The organism is Vibrio cortegadensis, from assembly GCF_024347395.1.
Taxonomy (GTDB): Bacteria; Pseudomonadota; Gammaproteobacteria; order Enterobacterales; family Vibrionaceae; genus Vibrio; species Vibrio cortegadensis.
Map to the genome: position 1 here is coordinate 2,252,951 of NZ_AP025472.1, position 19,976 is coordinate 2,272,926.

Annotated in this window: 16 protein-coding genes; all 16 read right to left on the reverse strand. The window is 42.2% G+C overall.

What is annotated here, in order from left to right; all coding sequences use genetic code 11:
* Positions 1–2: 2 nt before the first annotated feature.
* Positions 3–1,058: a flagellar motor switch protein FliG gene (gene fliG / locus OCV39_RS10565; RefSeq protein ID WP_017052504.1), complete on the reverse strand. Its 1,056-nt coding sequence runs from the start codon at positions 1,056–1,058 to the stop codon at positions 3–5.
* Positions 1,051–2,733 carry a flagellar basal-body MS-ring/collar protein FliF gene (gene fliF / locus OCV39_RS10570; RefSeq protein WP_371712406.1) on the reverse strand — a complete coding sequence of 561 codons (1,683 nt, stop codon included), beginning with the start codon at positions 2,731–2,733 and terminating at the stop codon, positions 1,051–1,053. The genes fliG and fliF overlap by 8 nt, the downstream gene beginning before the upstream one ends.
* A gap of 77 nt (positions 2,734–2,810) precedes the next feature.
* Entirely contained in the window at positions 2,811–3,122 is a 312-nt protein-coding gene (fliE, locus tag OCV39_RS10575; protein ID WP_261888442.1) for a flagellar hook-basal body complex protein FliE, read from the reverse strand.
* Positions 3,123–3,240: 118 nt separating this feature from the next.
* Entirely contained in the window at positions 3,241–4,647 is a 1,407-nt protein-coding gene (locus tag OCV39_RS10580; RefSeq protein ID WP_113796778.1) for a sigma-54-dependent transcriptional regulator, read from the reverse strand.
* Positions 4,647–5,687 (reverse strand): sensor histidine kinase, encoded by a 1,041-nt coding sequence (locus OCV39_RS10585; RefSeq protein ID WP_261888443.1) that lies wholly within the window; start codon positions 5,685–5,687, stop codon positions 4,647–4,649. The genes OCV39_RS10580 and OCV39_RS10585 overlap by 1 nt, the downstream gene beginning before the upstream one ends.
* A 139-nt stretch (positions 5,688–5,826) precedes the next feature.
* Positions 5,827–7,293, reverse strand: coding sequence for a sigma-54 dependent transcriptional regulator (locus OCV39_RS10590; RefSeq protein WP_261888444.1), 1,467 nt, complete (start codon positions 7,291–7,293; stop codon positions 5,827–5,829).
* Between the two features lie 226 nt (positions 7,294–7,519).
* Positions 7,520–7,930 carry a flagellar export chaperone FliS gene (fliS, locus tag OCV39_RS10595; protein ID WP_113796772.1) on the reverse strand — a complete coding sequence of 137 codons (411 nt, stop codon included), beginning with the start codon at positions 7,928–7,930 and terminating at the stop codon, positions 7,520–7,522.
* 12 nt (positions 7,931–7,942) lie between these two features.
* Positions 7,943–8,248 (reverse strand): flagellar protein FliT, encoded by a 306-nt coding sequence (locus tag OCV39_RS10600; protein WP_113796770.1) that lies wholly within the window; start codon positions 8,246–8,248, stop codon positions 7,943–7,945.
* A gap of 4 nt (positions 8,249–8,252) precedes the next feature.
* Positions 8,253–10,271, reverse strand: a complete 2,019-nt coding sequence (fliD, locus tag OCV39_RS10605; protein WP_261888445.1) for a flagellar filament capping protein FliD — start codon at positions 10,269–10,271, stop codon at positions 8,253–8,255.
* A 20-nt stretch (positions 10,272–10,291) separates the two neighbouring features.
* Positions 10,292–10,717: a flagellar protein FlaG gene (gene flaG, locus OCV39_RS10610; protein WP_113796766.1), complete on the reverse strand. Its 426-nt coding sequence runs from the start codon at positions 10,715–10,717 to the stop codon at positions 10,292–10,294.
* A gap of 86 nt (positions 10,718–10,803) precedes the next feature.
* Entirely contained in the window at positions 10,804–11,934 is a 1,131-nt protein-coding gene (locus OCV39_RS10615) for a flagellin (protein WP_113796764.1), read from the reverse strand.
* 444 nt (positions 11,935–12,378) lie between these two features.
* Complete coding sequence (locus OCV39_RS10620) at positions 12,379–13,512, reverse strand: flagellin (protein WP_261888446.1); 1,134 nt, start codon at positions 13,510–13,512, stop codon at positions 12,379–12,381.
* 641 nt (positions 13,513–14,153) lie between these two features.
* Complete coding sequence (locus tag OCV39_RS10625) at positions 14,154–15,290, reverse strand: flagellin (protein ID WP_171757349.1); 1,137 nt, start codon at positions 15,288–15,290, stop codon at positions 14,154–14,156.
* 460 nt (positions 15,291–15,750) lie between these two features.
* A complete protein-coding gene (flgL, locus tag OCV39_RS10630; protein ID WP_113795355.1) occupies positions 15,751–16,944 on the reverse strand; it encodes a flagellar hook-associated protein FlgL in 1,194 nt (397 codons plus the stop codon).
* An 11-nt stretch (positions 16,945–16,955) separates the two neighbouring features.
* Positions 16,956–18,833 (reverse strand): flagellar hook-associated protein FlgK, encoded by a 1,878-nt coding sequence (flgK, locus tag OCV39_RS10635; protein ID WP_113795356.1) that lies wholly within the window; start codon positions 18,831–18,833, stop codon positions 16,956–16,958.
* 151 nt (positions 18,834–18,984) lie between these two features.
* The gene (gene flgJ, locus OCV39_RS10640; RefSeq protein WP_261888447.1) at positions 18,985–19,959 is read right to left on the reverse strand and encodes a flagellar assembly peptidoglycan hydrolase FlgJ; all 975 of its coding nucleotides are present in this window, start codon (positions 19,957–19,959) and stop codon (positions 18,985–18,987) included.
* Positions 19,960–19,976 lie beyond the last annotated feature (17 nt).

Below are 19,976 nucleotides of genomic sequence, written 5' to 3' on the forward strand. Positions count from 1 at the left end.
CTTTATAAGAACTCGTCTGCGCCGCCAGATAGCATAATCTCACCACTATCAGCCAAACGCCTCGCAACAGTAAGAATCTCTTTCTGAGCAGATTCAACATCGGCAACACGAACAGGTGGCATCGCCTCGATATCATCACGCATCATATCAGCTGCACGTTTAGACATGTTCTTGAAGATCTTCTCACGCAAGCCTTCGTCAGCACCTTTAAGAGCACGTTGTAGTACGTCTTGTGGTACATCACGTAGAAGTTTCTGAACGCCTTGATCATCCACTTCGATAAGGTTTTCAAATACAAACATGAGGTCTTGAATTTGAGTGGCCATATCTTCATCTTGATCTCGGATTTGATCCATCAAGATGCCTTCAACGCTGTTATCCATGTAGTTCATGATTTCAGCAGCGGCTTTCAGGCCACCAATTTTCGCGGCTTGAGCACCTGCTTGACCAGCGAACTGTTTCTCCATGATCTCATTTAGCTCTGCCAACGCTGAAGGTTGTACTTCTTCAAGGTTAGCAATACGCATCATTAAGTCTAGGCGTACACGCTCAGGGAATTGAGACAGTATTTCGGCTGACTGATCCGACTCCAAGTAAGAGAGTACAATAGTTTGGATCTGCGGGTGCTCATTGATAATGATACTTGCCACTTGTCTTGGATCCATCCATTTGAGTGAATCCAGACCTTTTGAACCTGTACCCAGTAAGATTTGATCAACTAAGTTATTCGCTTTATCTTCACCAAGTGCGGCAACCAGTGCATTACGCATGAAGTCTTCGCTACCCATACCGATATTGGTGTATTTCTGGATATCTTCGAGGAATGCACGGTGCACAGCCCCAACCTTCTCTTGGCTCAAATCATTGGCTTTTGCCATCGCACTACCAACTCGTTGGACTTGCTTTGGCTCAAGATGACGGATAATGCCCGCAGCATCTTCTTCATTAAGGCTCAATAAAAGAATAGCGGCTTTTTCATCACCACTGATCCCTGAAATATCAACTTCAGTTCCAGCGCCATCAGCGCCTTCTTCTTGGTTTACGAGTTCGTTAGGCATCCATCATCCAATTTTTCACAACTTGAGCAGCAAGCTCTGGTTCATTCGCGACAAGAGCACGAACAGCTTTAAGTACATCTTCATCTTTATGTAGATTTGGTAAATCGATACCTGAGCCAAATTCGAACAGCTCACCGCCTTCGATATCACCACCAATTAGGCTAGTTTCGCCATCGCTACCGATAGGCAAACCATCTGGGCCGTACATTGGATCTTCATCTTCTTCCGCAGGGTTAAGCAATTTCTTCATTGCTGGGCGAACCAGTACAAGAATCACAACGATGATAACCAACGCGCTTGCAAACCAACGGATCCAGTCATTAAAGTTCGGGTGTTCCCAAATTGGAACATCAGCGATTATGTCTGCCTCTTGAACGGCAAACTTCACGCTTAATACGTTAATTAAATCGCCTCGCGCTTCACTGAAACCAACCGTACCAATAAGTATTTGTCTGATGGTATCAATTTCGCTAGAAGTTAATGGTGTATAAGTGACTTCACCTGTTTCAGTATTAATTGAGCTGTGCTCTTTAATTGCCACCGATACCGTTTGACGATTAACAACGCCCGTCTGTTTTCGCTCGTGGCTGATCGTAGTATCAAGCTCAAAATTTCGAGTCGCTTCTTTATGGACAGAGCCTTGACCTAATATTGAACCATCTTTCATCTGAGCAACGTCTTGTGGAATTGAAGCATCAGCAGGTGGCTGGTTACTCAACGCACCAGGAACACCCGCAACCACATTGCCATTGTTATAATCTTCAAGGGTATATTCACTTCGAGTCGCCGGTGTACCAGGATCAAAGCGTTTACGCGTTTGTTCTACCGCGCTGAAATCAAGTTCGATATCCACTTGAGAAGTATAGTTACCAAGCCCTAAAATTGGGATAAGTACGGAGTCTATTTTTTCTCTTAGCTCTTGCTCTTGATTACGTTCTAACTCTTGCTCTTTACGACGAGCACTTGATAGTGGATCTTGTGAGCCTGAACTTAATAAGCGTCCGTGTTGATCTGTCACCGTGATACGCGATGTTTTCATACCAGGTACGGCACTCGCCACCATATCAACCACAGAGTCTATTTCTTGCTGACGTAAATTTGCGCCCATACTAAGAGTTAAAACAACCGATGCTGACGCGTCTTGGCTATGTCGAACAAAAACACTCTGTTTAGGTAGTGCCAATAGAACTTTCGCTTTTCTCACTTGCTTCATCTGTTCTATTGCTTTGGCAAGTTGACGTTCACGGCTTAACTTGAGACGCTCTTTTTCCAAGCGTTGAGATACACCAAAACCCATATCTTGTAACAGGATATCATCGCCTTCATTTCTGGCTTGATTCACTCCTGCTCGAACCATATTGAGTTTTAATGAACTGTATTCACTAGCTGGAACCTGAATGGTATTCCCATCCAATCGGTATTCGATTTTTTGCTGATCAAGATAATCAAGTACTGGGATCATCTCTTCGGTTTCATAAGCACCAAGCGGTCGCATCTCTGGCTCTTTGACCCAGAAAAAAAGCATCACAATCAACGCGACACAGATTGAGATTGAGAGAACCAGTACCACTTGTCTTAGAAGATCGAGATCACCAACAGCCATATCAAATTTAGACGAACTGCGCTCATCTAAATCTGGATTCTGTCCATCTAAATGGTTATCAGACGACGCCATCAATGCACTGTCAGCTCCATCTGTCACGGTTAAGTCTGTAGAATTATTATCGTCAGCCACTATTTACTACCCAAAATTTATACCGGCATATTCATCAATTCTTTGTAAGAGTCCACCAGCTTATTTCTAATCTGAATGGTCGCATCAAAGGCAACACCTGATTTATTTCTAGCGATCATGACATCTGAAAGTGAGACATCTTCATCACCGCGATCAAACCGCATTTGTAAGTTACCTGATGTCTTTTGTAATGAATTCACATTATTAATGGCTTGATTCAACATATCACCGAAGTCAATTCCGGCTTGCTTTCCCGTCACCGCAGGTCTGCTGTTTGTTGCTTCTAGCATCATGGTTTGCATTTCACCTTGTAAACCATCAATTCTCATTCTTACCTCAGAAGCCAAAGTTTTGACTATTCGTTATGCCCTAATATTGACAGAGCAAATTATATGCCATTCCTAATATGGTACAGCAAATTCCATTTATAGTGATTGTTTACTGATACTAATTTGGAATATCTATCCCAGCATCACGCATCTTAGCGAGTTTATAGCGTAAGGTTCTCGGGCTAATACCTAACTTATCCGCCATCTCTTTGCGCTTACCATTACACTCAATTAAGGTTTCAAGGATGATAGCGTACTCTTGATCTCGCAATTCACCACCTAACCCTTCACTCGGTATTTTTGCAACCGATGCATCCGCTTCTGCGATAGGTTTAATTTCAGGTGTGGCTATATTACCTTCAGATACAATATTTTGCAGGCTAGTAGCGTCTGCCCAATCAACGCCTTCTAATAAAATATGATCACAGGTAATGTTTGATTGCTCGCTTAAAATCAATGCTCGCTGAACAACATTATCAAGCTCTCTGACATTCCCTGGCCATGGGTACTGGAGTAGTTTATTGATCGCATCAGGTGAAACCGTCGGAACCGCCAAACCTAACTTGGTACAGTGGCGCTCAACAAGGTGTTTAGCCAATGGTTCGATGTCACCTTTACGCTCACAAAGCGCAGGCCACGTAATTGGGAAAACATTCAAGCGGTAGTACAAGTCTTCACGAAAGTTACCTTCTGACACGTATGTCTTCAAATCTCGGTTACTGGTCGCTAGTACTCGAACATCTAACTTAATGCTTTTGCGACTGCCCAAACGTTCCACTTCTCTCTCTTGAAGTACACGTAACAGCTTAGCTTGTAAGTTCATGTCCATTTCACTGATTTCATCAAGTAAAATGGTGCCACCTTGAGCTTGTTCGAATTTTCCAGGGCACGCCTGAATTGCGCCAGTAAATGCCCCTTTTTCATAACCAAACAAGGTTGCTTCTAGCATGTTATCGGGGATCGCGGCACAGTTAATCGCTATAAATGGGCCATCTTTACGATTTGAGGCGTTATGAATATAGCGTGACATGACCTCTTTGCCTGAACCACTAGGCCCCAAAACCATCACGTTCGCATCAGTTTTTGCGACTTTTTCAGCAAGTACTAATAATTTTAAACTTTTTTCATCGGCAACAATCGCATCGCCATTATCATCAGATTTTACAGGCGCATAACGGCTCACCATATTGAGCAATACTTCAGGGGCAAAAGGTTTTGCCATGTAGTCAATCGCGCCTTCTTTCATTGCGGCAACGGCATCTTCAATATTGGCATAAGCCGTCATAAGTAAAACAGGCAGATTTGGCCAATGCTGCTTAATATTGCGCAGCAGTGCTAACCCTCCCATTCCCGCCATTTGGACATCGGAGACCACAATATCAACTTGGTTCGCTTTAAGTTTAACTAAAGCATCTTCTGCACAATCGGCCTCTAGCCATTCATACCCTGCGAGTGCCAAGGTATCAACGAGAGCCTCACGTAGACCTTCGTCATCTTCTACGATTAACACTTTGCTTTGAGCCATTATGATTCTCCAGTGTGATTTTTATCTAGCGGTAAGCACATGGTAAAACACGCGCCATCCCCTTCTTCTGATATTAATTCTAGTCGTCCCTCATGAGCACGACAGACCATTTGTACGACAGCAAGCCCTAAGCCTGTTCCCTGTGAACGAGTCGTAAAAAATGGTTCCATGATTTTACTTTGAATCTCTTTGGGAACACCCGGTCCACTATCTTGCACAGAAATACGTAATTCACCATTAACCGGTCGGAAAAAAACATCAATCTGTGACGCTTTACCAGCAATCTGGATGGCGTTAAGCACCAGGTTACTTAATGCCGACGCAATTGCATTGGAATTGCCAAGCATTTGCGTCTCTTCATGTTCTATCTCTTGGCAATAGTCGATCTGATTATTTTTCAATGCAGTTTCAACCATTGGTTGGTATTCAGCGACCAAATCCTGAATTGTAAATCCGCTCACAACTTTATTATCACCCCCCTTCGCAAAGAGCAGCATATCATTGACTTGTTTTTCTAAATCATGAAGTCGATCCATCAATTTGGATTGAAAGCGGTCTTTGGTTGCCGTAGGTAAATTGGGAGCGGCTAAATTTGAAGCGTATAACATTGCACTTGAAAGTGGGGTTCTGACTTGGTGCGCAAGAGATGCCACCATACGCCCTAATGAGGATAATCGCTGAAGGTCACCAACACGCGCTTGAAGTAACCGGGTTTCGGTCAAATCGGTCACAAGAATCAGTTGGCCTGTCGCAGAAGCGGAAGTGGCTAGACGAACTTTTCGTCCATTCTTTAGTGATATTTCATGTCCATCATCTTCACGTGGATCAAAGGCACTTTGAATAATGGAAAACCATTTCTCACCAACTAGAGTCACACCCAGAATACGATGAGCTTCAGGGTTTGCTTCTCGAACTTCCCCTTGAGTATCGAGCAAGATGACCCCAGCAGGCATAACATCAAGCACTTGCTTATAACGTTCAACTTGATGCTCAACAGAATCTAAATGTGACTGATTCTCTATATTATTCGATGATGACATGTCGTCTTTATTCCTAACAGGCGCGGCTAAAAACTAGAATAGCCTGATATGCAAAAACACACCAGGCTATTATTATTTAATAAACAATAAGTTAACACCAGTCAAAAAATTGACCGCTATCCTCTATGAGCCGAACTCTTTATCGTTGTAAATTATACTTACGCATTTTTTCGACTAAAGTTGTTCTTCGCATTCCTAGCATATCTGCCGCTCTTGCCACAACGCCACCTTGAGCCTCTAGGGCTTGGTTGATCATATTGACCTCCAAGTCGGCTAACAGCTCTTTCAAATTCACCCCTTCTGGAGGAAGAGATTGTGGCGCGTTCATATGCTCAGCAAGTTCATCGGGTTGATCAAAGCTAAAATCTTCAGCGAAAATATCGGCAAGGGCATCTCTTTCTTGCTCTTCAACTGTGCCATAAAGCTGATTTTCAGGCTGAAATTCAGGAATGTCACTATAGCGATACTTTGTTGGTAAGTGATTAACATCAACAAGGCTATTTGGATATAGAATCACCATTCGCTCGACAAGATTTGCTAGTTCACGAACGTTACCAGGCCAACTATGCTCCATCAAAGAGTTAATAGAACGTGGGGTAAAGCAAATTGGCAAGCTACCTTCTGCTTCCATGCGAGTCATTAACTCTTGCAAAAGCAGTGGGATATCCTCTTTTCTGTCCTGAAGCGCTGGCATTTCAATTGGGAAGACATTCAAACGGTAATATAAGTCTTCACGAAATGATTCATCGTCAATCATCGTTTCTAAGTTTCGATGAGTCGCAGCGATCACTCTGACGTTAACTTTGATCGTGGTGTTTCCACCAACACGTTCAAAGCTGCGCTCTTGAAGCACTCGAAGCAGTTTAACTTGCATCGACATTGGCATATCACCAATCTCATCAAGAAACAGAGTGCCACCTTCCGCTAACTCAAAACGGCCTTTACGCGATGTGATCGCCCCTGTGAATGCGCCTTTCTCATGTCCAAACAGTTCACTTTCAAGTAAATCTGGCGGAATGGCTCCACAGTTAATAGGAACAAATGGGCCTTTTCTTCGAGCAGAATGGTAATGAACATTGCGAGCCACTACCTCTTTGCCTGTTCCTGATTCGCCGAGAATAAGCACATTGGCTTCAGTATTCGAAACTTGCTCAATTAAATGACGTACATGCTGAATACCATGGCTCTGCCCAACTAGGCTTCTAAAGAGTGTGTTTTTTCGTGCTGAAGCTAAGACCTGTACGCCTTTACGACCTAGAAACTCTTTGCAGTGTCTTAAAGCATCACTTAATTGTGGGTAGTTTAAAGGTAGAGCAAGATCTCCTACATAATTAGGAAGATCATCGACTGGATATAGGTGTTCACCCATGATTAACAGCGGGATATGGTTAGATTGCGCAAGTTTATCTATCAGCAGCGGGGAAAAGCCACCGCCTTTGATCGAACCGATAATGCAGCCCGACCAGACACGAGACCAATCAATAGTATTGATCTGATCGGTGCTGATTACTTCGCAGAGTTCTCCAACGAATTCTAATATGTTGCTTAGATTTAAACGACTTTGAGCGTCGTCTTCAATTACAAGCAGTTTTGCTAAGCCTTGCATAAGTAAGAATTATTGCCTTAATTTTTGAAACGTTGCGGTCAAACTTTGAGATACGTCACCTGAAATAGCGCTATTTTTAACAGTTCTATAAGATAACGATAGACACATTACGGAAATCAGCAACAAAAAAGCCATTAGGCTGTCTAATGGCTTCTATTTTATTTGATTAAAAAAATAAGGCAACCAAGCAATTAGGCGATGTGAGCTTGGTTTAAACTTTAGTTATTTATATTCCTACTTCAGCAGCCGTTAAATTGTGATATTCGTTCGGAATTTGATCCCATGCCGATTTAATTTCGCGAATAATGTCAATTACATCATCAATGGGTTGAGGATCATTTTTGTGATTTGCCGTTGAAATTTGTGTGATCATAAATTCATAAAGCTGATCTAGGTTTTTTGCTATCTCTCCACCATCAGAGATAGAGAGACAACTACGCAAGCTAATGATGATATCTAGAGCTTTACCTAAACGTTCGCCTTTCACAGGAATGTTACCTGCTTGCATCGCTGCTTTACCTTGAATAAGGCGTTCGATAGCACCACCCATCAACATTTGGATCACTTTATGCGGGGACGCAGCGCTTAGCTGGCTATCCACTGATACCTTTTTGTAAGCTTGTAAAGAACCACGCATAGTATTCCTCTTTTATAAAAACTTTTTATATTGCTGAAGTGATTTGCTTCCGTGTCGATACTTTTGAAGTATTTGCCCGACTCGATTGGTTTCTGATTGCATCAATTCAACTAATTGTTTAGTTCGAGCAATAGCCTCATGCCATTGCTTACTTTGTTTAAATTCTGGGTTTTCACCTAGAAAATGCAGAGTACTCTGCAGCAACTGTTCTCTTTTATCGACCAAGGATACGATTTCTTCAGCATTAATTTCTTTTTCTTCTAATGCTTTCAGTAATTGGTGATCTAACTCACAAAGGAGTGTCAATTCTGCTTGCATCATATTAGCCTAATGCATTCATCATGCCAGAAAGCTGTGACTGCATATTTCCTGTCGCTTCTTGCATGGCGGTAAATTTCGAGTGAGTTCTCTTTTCTAAGCCTTCCATCCGTCGATCTAAAGTGACTTGATCATCACTTAAACGGTAATTCTGTTCAACCATACTTTTTTCGCGAGTACGAATCGCACCGGTTACGCCAGTCATGCTTTGAATCGCATCTTCGACTTTTTTTGCAAAACCATTATTGCCACCAAAAAAATCTTCCAACTTATTGAAGTTATTATTTAATTGGCGATCAAGCATATCGTAGTTGATTTCAAGTGTACCTTGACGCGTGGTGGTGACACCAAACTCGGTTAAACTTTGAATATCTTTTGGTGCTTTAGAAATGCTGCTGGAGAAGACACTCTTTAAGCGAGAATCGGCACCTCTAACAATGCTGTCTCCCGCTAATGGGCCTTTCTGCCCTGTCGTTGGGTCAACCGAAGAGAGCTGCTTAGACATCTGATAAAACTGGTTATAAGCGGCAACGAACTGCTCAATATCATCTCGCACGCTTCGTCTATCGTATTCGATACCAATTTCTGCCGGAGCTTTATTCTTCTCTGTTTTTCCTTTGAGAGTTAAATCGACACCTTCAATTGCATCTTCAATAATGTTGTTATTACTCGACAACTGAGCAATACCATCTAAGACAACAACGGAATCTTGACCCGCTTGAACTTCCGTCATCCCATTATAACTATCAAATGAGCGCTGAGCTTTTTCTAGATCGACTTGAGCTTTTTCCACTTTTTCAAGATGCGCCCTTTCTTCCGGGGATAACTTCGCTCGTTCAATTTGTTTTGCTTGTTCTGGTGTTAACTCTCCAGTTAAAACGGCATTTTCAATCGCTGCTTTTTCATCTGCGAGCTTTTTATCAAGCTGGATTTGCGCTTCTTTCGGCGTCACAAAAGAGTCAGTAAGCGTACCTGAAGCCGTATTTGTCCAGCCTGGTACATCGGGCGCTTTTTCGATCGCTTTCGAATCCAGTTCAGCTTCAGGCGTGTAATATGAATCAAGCAGCGTTCCTGAAGCAGTCTCTGTCCAACCTGGAATATTATCTTGTGGTAATAAAGAAGCGGTTTTAGCGGCAGCTTGCAGAGCATCCGTTACCGCGTCCACAGGTAAGCCTGTCACAGGGTCAATCGTTTGAGCTTGTGGACTATTGGGATCGGTAGTGGCGTTTGGACCCGTTGTTTGATCTTGTGGGATTTGATCTTGTGAAGAAAGTGGGTCGTTGCCGTTGGCTTTATCTGAACCTTCTGAGTTAGCCCCTAGGCCATTAATCGCATTAGGATCGTCAGCCACTATCAGCTCTTGAGCCGCGTTTCTTGCTTTCTCTAAATCGGAAACACGCTCTTCAAGAGTTTTATATTCAAATGTTTTTAACGCATCACCGGGCTCGGCATCTACGTTAATTTTTATCGCATGGTCTTTACCTGACAAATTAGAAGCCAGTATAAGACGTGGGCCTTCAACGTCGTTGATTAAAGAAGCACGAACGCCAGGATTTTTACCGGCGCCGTTAATACCTCTAACAACATCAATCAATTTTGAATTAGCACTGATATCAACGTCGAAGTTTTTATCACCAAGCGAAACCTGCAGCTTGCCAGGGCCAAATTTAGTATCTTCCGGAATGACATCGGAAGCCACTTTGTGACTCTGAGCAAGCTGCAACACATCGATGGCATATTTACCAGCTATCGCATCTGTTGTTGCAGTTGCTGAGACAACTTCATCATTGGTGGTATCGACTTTTCGAACTGCAAAAGCCTTTTCCTGACGAAAATTTGTCATCAGATTTTTCATCGTATCTAGCGATTCTCTGAGTCGCCCATAAGCACTAATGCTTGAGTCATTCTTCATTCGCTCATTATCGATACGTTGCTGCTTTGGCACACGCTCCGCATCGACAATTTTGCTGACCATGGCATTTATATCCATGCCAGAAGACATCCCCATAGGGCCTAAACTCATTAAATCACCTCAAAAACGACTTATACCTTCTCCACTAGTAATCCGCTACTAGAGGTGTGGGCTGCTAAGCGCCGCAGTATCTCTAACATTTCTTCATCTGGTATCTGACGAATGATATCACCCGTTGTTGCTTCATAAATTGTCACAACATCTCGACCAGACTCTTCGTCCACTTTAAAAGAGACCCCTTTGTTGATGGAAGAAATAAATTCATTCATTTTTTCAACCATCTTCACACGCTGTTCTTTGTTTAGCTCTTGTCGTTCTTTTGCAAGTTCGATTGCAGCTCCAACGGTAACATCGTGTTCTTCCACAACCTTCTCTGGTTGTTTGACCTCTTTAGAACGAGAAACATTAGGTGCGCCACTATTGTTTTCAGAAGCAATTTGTATGCCACTTGGCGAACCGTAAGGCTGGATGTTCGATGTGTAGGATGAAATGTCCATAACAATCTCCCTTCCGCCTCATGGGCTAGTAACAGTCATACCCTTATCTGCTACCACCTTTAAGCTATATGTTTAACTTAGGTGTATTAGCCCAATAAGCTAAGAGCTGCAGATGGTGTCTGCTTCGCTTGAGCTAAGATTGAAGTACTCGCCTGTTGTAGGATTTGAGACTTAGTCATAGCGGTTGTTTCTTTTGCGTAATCCGTATCTTTAATTCGGCTTTGAGATGCGTTTACGTTTTCGTTGATGTTATCAAGGTTGCTGATTGCATGGTCAAAACGGTTTTGGAATGCACCCAGTGACGCACGTTGGCTATCAACACTTTTTAGGGCGCCATCAATAATAGACACCGCTTCTTGTGAACCCGCAACAGATGTTACATCAATATCTTTAACGGTCACATCTTGGCTGCTGCCGATACCAATTTCGCTAGCTAAGCCACCTGAAAATTCAACTTCACCTTCCACTTTTTGAGTTGAAGCAAAAAGCTGTAGTTTACCATTTTCGCCAACCGATGCTTTTACTTCATCGTTTTGACCATTGATGTAAGTCGCAAGCTGCTCTAAATCATCGCCTTGTTTAGCGTTGATTTCGACTTCTTTCTCTTCACCTTGCTTATTAGTATAGGTCATTGTTAGATCAGTATCTTCCGATACTCTCCAACTTGCGTCCTTACCTTCTTCAGCTGCGTAGCTTTTGCCGCCCATTGCCATGGTATCTGAACGCAAGCTATTCATAGAAAGCATAACAGCTTCACCAGAATCAGCGCCGATTTGGAATGATTGAGTACCAAAAGTACCATTTAGAAGTTTGTTACCACCAAATGAAGTCGTTTCCGCGATACGGTTTAGCTCGTCATTAAGTGCTGTTACTTCCTCTTGGATAGCAACACGCTCTGATTTAGAGTTTGAACCATTTGATGATTGTAGCGATAGATCACGCATACGTTGTAGGATGTTGGTTGTTTCATCCATTGCACCTTCTGCTGTTTGTGCAATTGAAATACCGTCATTAGCATTACGAACCGCCATATCTAAACCACGGCTTTGCGCGTTTAAACGGTTAGAAATTTGTAGACCAGCAGCGTCGTCTTTTGCGCTGTTGATTTTATAACCTGAAGACAAACGCTCCATTGATTTTTGAGTACCTTCAGCTGCACCGTTTAGGTAACGCTGTGCGGTCATTGCAGATACGTTTGTATTTACATTTATAGCCATAGTTGATCTCCTTAAGGCATTGTTTGATGGCCTTGGTGTCTCTCACCACACCTCGGCACATCTCATTTCTCTCAATCCCTTTAACGGCCCCTATATTAGAAGCTTTAGGAAAAAAATTAGTTTTTTTGTGTTTTTTTTCAACTAAAAAGAAAAATGTGATCAACTTCTAAACTATTGGGCGATTTCCTCTTAAAAATATCATCTCGTTTCAAACCAAAAGCCAATGATCAAATCGTTCATAAAACGCGCTACACGTATAAATAAACAACACAAAAATCACCCTATGCAGGACATCAAAAAGTGAAAGAAGCGTCTTCAGGCCTAACTTGGGGCGCTATCAGCACCCTATTTTATTATTTCCAATAAAAAACCCAGCCAACGCTGGGTTTTAAACTTTTTAACTATCTCTATTTTAATTCACCTGATTAAAGGTGCTTAAAATCATTAGCCTAGTAGGCTTAACGCTGAGTTAGGCGCTTGTTTCGCTTGAGCAAGAATTGAGCTTGATGCCTGACCAAGAATTTGTGTCTTCGTCATTTGCGTCGTTTCTTTCGCGAAATCGGTATCTTTGATACGGCTCTTAGAAGCATTAACATTTTCGTTAATGTTATCTAAGTTGTTGATTGCATGTTCGAAACGGTTTTGGAAAGCACCCAGTTCTGCACGGTGGCTATCGACATATTTAAGTGCTGCATCAATAACAGCAACAGATTCTTGTGAACCGCCAACCGTTCTTACATCAATAGTATCAACCGTTTCTTTACGACCCGCTTGCATGTCTAGCTCACCAGCAAGGCCGCCAGAGAATTCAACTTCGCCCGATACTTTGTTGCTACCCGCAAACATTTGAAGTGCGCCATCTTCTGTAACTGATGCTTTTACTAAATCTGTTTGACCATTAATGTAAGTAGCAAGTTCTTCGATATCGTCACCCGCTTTCGCGCTGATGTTGATTTCTTGTTCTTGGCCTGCTGTATCAGTCAGCTTAATCGTAAGGTCGTTAGCGTCTGATTTAACTGCCCAATCTTTATCTTTTGTTTCGCCAGCTTGGTAACCTGTACCACCCATTTTTGAGTTATCTGAACGCATATCGCGTAGAGAAAGCATGACCGCTTCACCGTTATCAGCGCCAATTTGGAATGATTTCGTGCCGTGAGTACCATTAAGTAGCTTGTTGCCACCAAATGATGTGGTTTCTGCAATACGGTTTAGTTCATCATTCAGCGCCGTTACTTCTTCTTGAATCGCGACACGCTCAGCTTTTGAGTTTGAGCCGTTTGAAGATTGTAGTGACAAGTCACGCATACGTTGAAGGATGTTGGTTGTTTCATTCATTGCACCTTCTGCTGTTTGTGCAATTGAAATACCGTCATTTGCGTTGCGTACTGCAACATCAAGACCACGGCTTTGTACGTTTAAACGGTTCGAAATTTGTAGACCCGCTGCGTCGTCTTTCGCACTGTTAATTTTGAAGCCTGATGATAGGCGTTCCATTGAGGTTTGCTGAGCACTTGTCGAGTTATTAAGGTGACGCTGTGCTGTCATCGCTGATACGTTAGTATTTACATTCACTGCCATGGTGATTTCTCCAATTGATTTTTCGTTGTAGCGGTTTTCGACGTCTCGAAAAACCAAGTAGTTCTCTCAAAGTTACTTTTAATAACGGCGCTAATTCAAAATGCTTTAGAAGAAAATTAATAAAAATCATCAATAAATTTTATTTATATTTAAAATCAATAACTTAATAAAATTAAAATCTAAAGAAAATCGGTAGCAAAGGAAAGACATAGCCGTGAAGGACGGTGATTTTTTGATATTTCGGAGAGGATGACAAAGATAGTAGTCGTCAGATTATGAGTTTTTGGGGGTGGTTTCACTCATTTGCAGGCAGCGTTGCTGAATAAAATATTTACTCAATTACAGGTTTTATCAAGTAGCAAATTTTTATTAAGTAACAGACTTTATTAAGTAGCAGGTTTTTATTAAGTAGCAGATAGAGAAAAGCCCCTTTTCCTTTGAGAGAACCGGGGCCGGTTGGTAACCAGAGCCTATGTGGAGATCAAGAGAAATGAACACATTACTGGCTGACCGAGTGTATGTTTACTGTAAAAATGGAGAACAAAGTGAGAGAGTTCTTCATCCAATAGTAAGCATACTTTGCCAAGTTATCCCTATTAGCGCGCTCACGTCTGAACATTGCTGATAAGGATTCCTTATAGCTACTGCAATAGTGACATTGCAGAGTTTGGCAACTGTTTTGCTTGAGCAAGGATTGACGTCCCTGCCTGTTGCAGAATTTGTGCTTTCGTCATTTGCGTTGTTTCTTTCGCAAAATCGGTATCTTTAATACGGCTGTTAGAAGCATCTACGTTCTCTTGAACGTTCGCTAAGTTACTAATACTATGGCTTAAACGGTTCTGTTTCGCACCGAGGTCTGAACGTTGTGAGTCAACATACTTAAGTGCTGCATCCACAATACTCACAGCATTTTGCGAGCCAGCCACTGTACGCATATCGATATCTTGCACGGTTGTATGTACACCTTCAGAACTTAAGCCTAAGTCCGATGCTAAACTACCAGAAATCGACATATCGCCTTGTAAATTCGGTTCTGCGACGAATATCTGCAGTTTACCTTCATCACTAACTGAAGCATTGACCATTGCCGTTTGGCCGTTAATCGAAGTCGCAAGTTCTTCAATATCATCACCCGCTTTTGCGTCAATGTTAATTGAAATCTCTTCGCCTTCTTTGGTAATAAACTCAAATTTTATATCTTTTTTATCGGGAGCCACACCCCAATCTTTGTCTTTACCGTTTTCAGCAAAGAAAGTGCTACCACCCATTCGGCTATCATCTGCACGGATACTGGTCAGCGCCATGATCATTGCTTCACCCGCATTCGAACCGATTTGGAAAGAAGCGTCACCGAACGAACCATTCAGCAGACGTCTACCACCAAAAGAGGTTGTCTCTGCTATACGGTTCAACTCATCTTGAAGATCTTGAGATTCTTCGTTAATCGCCTGACGTTCAGCGTCTGAGTTAGTACCATTCGCAGATTGTAGGGCTAGGTCACGCATACGTTGAAGTACATTGGTCGATTCGTTCATCGCCCCTTCAGCCGTTTGAGCGATAGATATACCATCGTTCGCGTTACGCATTGCTACATCTAAACCACGAGATTGTGCCGTTAGACGATTCGAAATCTGTAGACCAGCCGCATCATCTTTTGCGCTGTTAATCTTATGGCCTGAAGATAGGCGTTCCATTGAAACGCTTAGCTCATCATTCGCCTTATTGAGGTAACGTTGTGCCGTCATCGCCGGTACGTTTGTGCTTACTGTTACAGCCATTAGTTGCTCTCCTTTTGAGTTCGCAAGCTTGATGCGAAGCGGCCAGCTTTACTCTCATTTGGAAAAGCACTGACCGTAAAAATTCTCGCTAAATCTATTGATACATCAATAGGTTTAAAATTGTGTAATTCGTACTGATTTAATATATGCGATTTGTGTGCCAAGTTTTTATTTATTTATTTAAAAATAAAACAAACCCTTAAAAACAACCACTTACAAAAGAAACCAGCTAAGTGAATGTTCTTTTCTTTCGCTTGAACTCCATTCACCTTTCTCGTTCTATTGCCGCCTTTATAGACAGCTCATTTACCGTCAATCATCTTGCGGCAAACTCATTCCTTCAATGTTCAATCTCATTTTTTTGCACTTAAGGCATAGCTCATAAGGCACCATCAAAAATAAGATCAACTCACTTCTAGCCACAGATCGGCAAGACACATCATCTCTGGTTATCGATAACTTAAATGTAATTAAACAACGTAAGATCTTTTGTTTTTCCGAAAGCTTGCTGAGATGCCTGCAAAGCTCTTGAATTTTCGTTAAATTCAATGACTGCTTTAGAGTAATCAAGATCTTCAAACTTACTTTTGGATTTTGCTAACGTTAAATTAAAGTCTTCATGCTGCTGCTCTTGAATATCAAGTGTATTCAAACGAGCACCAGCATCCGTTCTTGCTTTATTTAAATGAATAAATGCGGCATGGAACTCTTCTGTCACTTGGTGCAGCTTTGCGGTAGCCGAAGTATCGGAAACTGAAGATTTGGACAACTCCATCGCATCTTTAAAGCTATCAAAAACACTGAACGTTGATCTTGGCTCCAGTGAAATGGCATCACCTTTGGTTATCTGGCCTCGAACACGTATATTGACGCCTTCGTAATCAATGCCTTTACCCGGGTCAAATTCGTCTGCTTTTACGACACTGCCGTCTTTCTCAAGCTGATAGCCAAATTTTCCGGTGTTCATATCGACAAATGTGACCTTATAGACCGAGGTATCACCAAAGTTGCTGTTGACTGCTTTATCTAACAGTAAGTGCGAACCATTTTGTAGCTCGTATTGTGGTTCAAAATCACCAAATGGATTTTCAATTTCCATGAATAACTTGCTACCTGGATCATTCATGGCCATTTCTAGACTGTTAGAGATACGCATTTTTCTTTGATAATCGTCACCGGAGTACGTTACCGTTCCATCATTATCTCGGAAAAACGGTTGATTCTTAGGCTTTGTCCCCGCCAGTGTATAGTTACCAGACTCATCTTGTGTATTGGCTAGGTTCAAAAAATTTGAAGCTAATTCTTCGATTTCGCGTGCCTTTGCTTGCCGATCTTCAGGGGATAACGCACCGTTAATCATCTCCATAACGGTTCGTTTCGCTTCATCTGTAAACTCTTCGGTATTCGCAATCACCACTTCATGATGTTCTAAACGGTTACGAACCAAAACAATGGCATCCAAGTACTGCTTGAGTTGCTCTGACTGCTGGTTAATATTTTGTAAATAGTGCGTCGCAAGTGGATCATCACTTGGCGAAAGTAATTTTTTTCCTGACGCTAGCTGAGCTTGGTTATGGAAAACCTTATTCTCTTGACGACGAAAATCATTTTGAACGGATTGGTAATTATGAAAGCTAGAAATTCGATTCAACATTCACGATCCCCCTATCTCAAGGCCAAAATGGTATTGAAAGTATCATTTGCCGCTTGCATGATTCTTGACGACGCCATATAAGCTTGTTGAAACTTCATCATATTGGCAGCTTCTTCATCGAGGTTAACCCCAGATATTGAAGCAAGGCGTTCCGACGCGGACTCTTTTTCTAACGTCGCGATCTCATTTAGCCGTGTAGCGGTGGACATTTTCAGCCCCACATCGGTGTTCAAGTTGTGGTAAACATCTAAAACCGTCGCTTCATTGCCATTTAACTTTTTGTCCGTTTGAATGTTCTGCATTTTACGTAAGTTGCCGTTATCCCCTTCAGAAGGGACAAGGTTTGCCGTAAATTTATCATCGGCAATCGCGCCGCCTGATAATTCAAATGTAGTACCCATAACAGTAATAGGTGTATTTGGTGGATAAGGTTGCGGATCTAAAAGAACTTTACCTTTCGTATCAATCACCGCAAATTGATCGCCCTTCGGTGAAACGATAACTTCAAACTCTCGAAGATCACCAGCGGCTAAAATATTGAACGTAGCCGTCCCTTGTGCAAAGGTGGTCGACGCTTCATAGCTTTGTGCTGCAATTGCGTTTGGATCGTTCGTTTCCAGCTGCATTTGAGCCGCACCAGATCGCGTTGGGCGCAGTAAAATTCGTTCACCTTCTTCAGGTGCATTACGAACCTCAACTCTCATCCCATCTAAATAAAATGAGCCAGAGTCATCAACCTGAACAGTGACACTTTCACCGGTTGGTTTTGTCACTACATAATTACTGCCATCGTAGCGTAATCCGTATTCTCCGCCTTTTAGTTCACTGGTATTGGCAATAAACACCGCAATATCGGCTTCTGAATCACCTTTAGTCACAACACGCGAACTCGCGACGATTTCCGAGTTAATGTCGGTGTAGATCAAACCACCTACATTCCCGTTCATATCTAAGCCTTGTGCTTGCAATCCATTCACTTCATAAGATAAAGCAGTGGCCAGTCGACCAAGTTCATCCATGATATTTGGAATTTGGTTATCACGCATATCCAGCATCGAACCAAGTTTTCCATCAATCGATCGGCTATCAATTACTTTGACCGCTTTGCCTTCTACCACAGCTAAACGTCGTTGGTGCACATCTGGGTAGCCACCAACCATCTTTAATTGACTGGATTCCGAGCCTGATACTAATGTATGTCCGCCGCCAATATGAACGTTATAGCCTTCGGCATTAGCTCGTGGTGTCACGCTCACTTTGGTGTATTCGGATAACTCTTTAATGAGCGTTTCATGCTGATCTCGTAGATCGTTATGCGGTCCTGGAGTGCGCATCATCAAACGTTGGACATCTCGAATTTCAACCGCGAGTTGATTAATTCTTTCGATACCCATGTCTAGTTTTTTATTTACGGCTTCAGATTGCTGGCGAACGGTTTCATGGAAATTATTCAAGTTTTGGCTGATTAAATCGGCTTTCTCAAGTACTACTTTCCTTGCACCAACATTATTAGGGCTATCTGCAAGCGTTTTGATCGAATCAAACCAGTCATTTAATGTTTCTGGAATTTTTTTAGACGCGACAGAAGAGAGCATGCTAGAGAGCATATCTAAATTAGACTCTACATCTTCAGCTTTCGCGGCATTGGTTGTTGCGATATTGAGTTCTTTAACGGCAAATTGATCCCAAGAGCGGCGAACATTTTCCACATGCACACCCATTCCATAGGTTTCCCCACCGTACTGGCGCGGTGCATTTACAGCTTGAACTACAGACTGACGACTGTAACCCTCTGTATTTACGTTAGAAATGTTATGACCAGTGGTATTCAACTGTCTCTGAGCGGTAAGTACGCTCTGAGTACCTACATTCAGAAGATCCGATGCCATAAAGCCCCCAAAAAACTCAAACAAAAATCAGCAATTGCCGATGCTTAAGGGATATAAAGCAAGATATGTACCAGATATTTAGGAGGGCGTTTTGAAGGGAATAATAAAAAAGGCTTATGTCATCATAAGCCTTTATTCTGATTGATTTATCTTAATTCATTTGGTCGATTTTCGCTTTAACACGCAACACTTTATCTGCATATTGAGGGTCTGTTGCATACCCAGCCTGATGAATGCCTCTGATGAATACTTCAGAGTTATCACCATTTTCACCTTGACCGTTTAAGCTGGAAAGTTCATCACCATTTCCGACTTGAAGTGCCGTTTTGTATCTCGGGTTATCATTCAAGAAGCGCACGTAATCATTAAAGCTCTCTTGATATGAAGAGTAAGAACGGAATGAAGCACTCTCTTTAACTGGCGTATTATCATGAAACTCCAGTGTTTGAGTGGCAATTTTGTCACCTTTCCAGCTTCTATCGGCTTTAATGTTGAATAGGTTGTTACTGTTATCCACCGAATTTTGAACGACTTTTTGCCCCCAGCCCGTTTCAAGAGCCGCCTGTGCAAGTAATAATGAAGGCTCGACACCAAGAGTTTTTGCCGCTTTTTCAGCGTATGGACGCATAGATTGCACAAAGGATTGTGGAGATTCAAATGACGTCGGTTCTGCAGGACTGACTTGTTGCTTTTTAAGGACTCTATCCGCGATCAAGCGTGCTTTTTCTTCATTAACTGGCAAACGTAAGGAAGTATCAAACGCTTCATTACGCATACGAACTTCGGTTTTATCCGCTTCAGAACTCTGACCTTGGCTGAGCTGCGCCACAATCATATCAGCAAGACCAAGCGATCCAGAGGAGCTCAATTCTGTCGACATTTGATCATCTAACATCTGACGATAGAAATCTTCATTCTGACTGTTCATCATGTCAGACTTAAAACTTGAGTTAGCATCACGCATTGATTTAAACAACATCGATGTGAAAATAGATTCAAACTGTTTTGCTGCAGCAGTTAATGCGGCTTTCTCATCGCCCTCTTCTCCATTTACAGCTTGTTGACGTAAACGGTCTAGGCTTGAAATATCATGCACAAAGCCAACATCGGTAGGATTCTTGATCATAGGAAAACCTCTGTTGG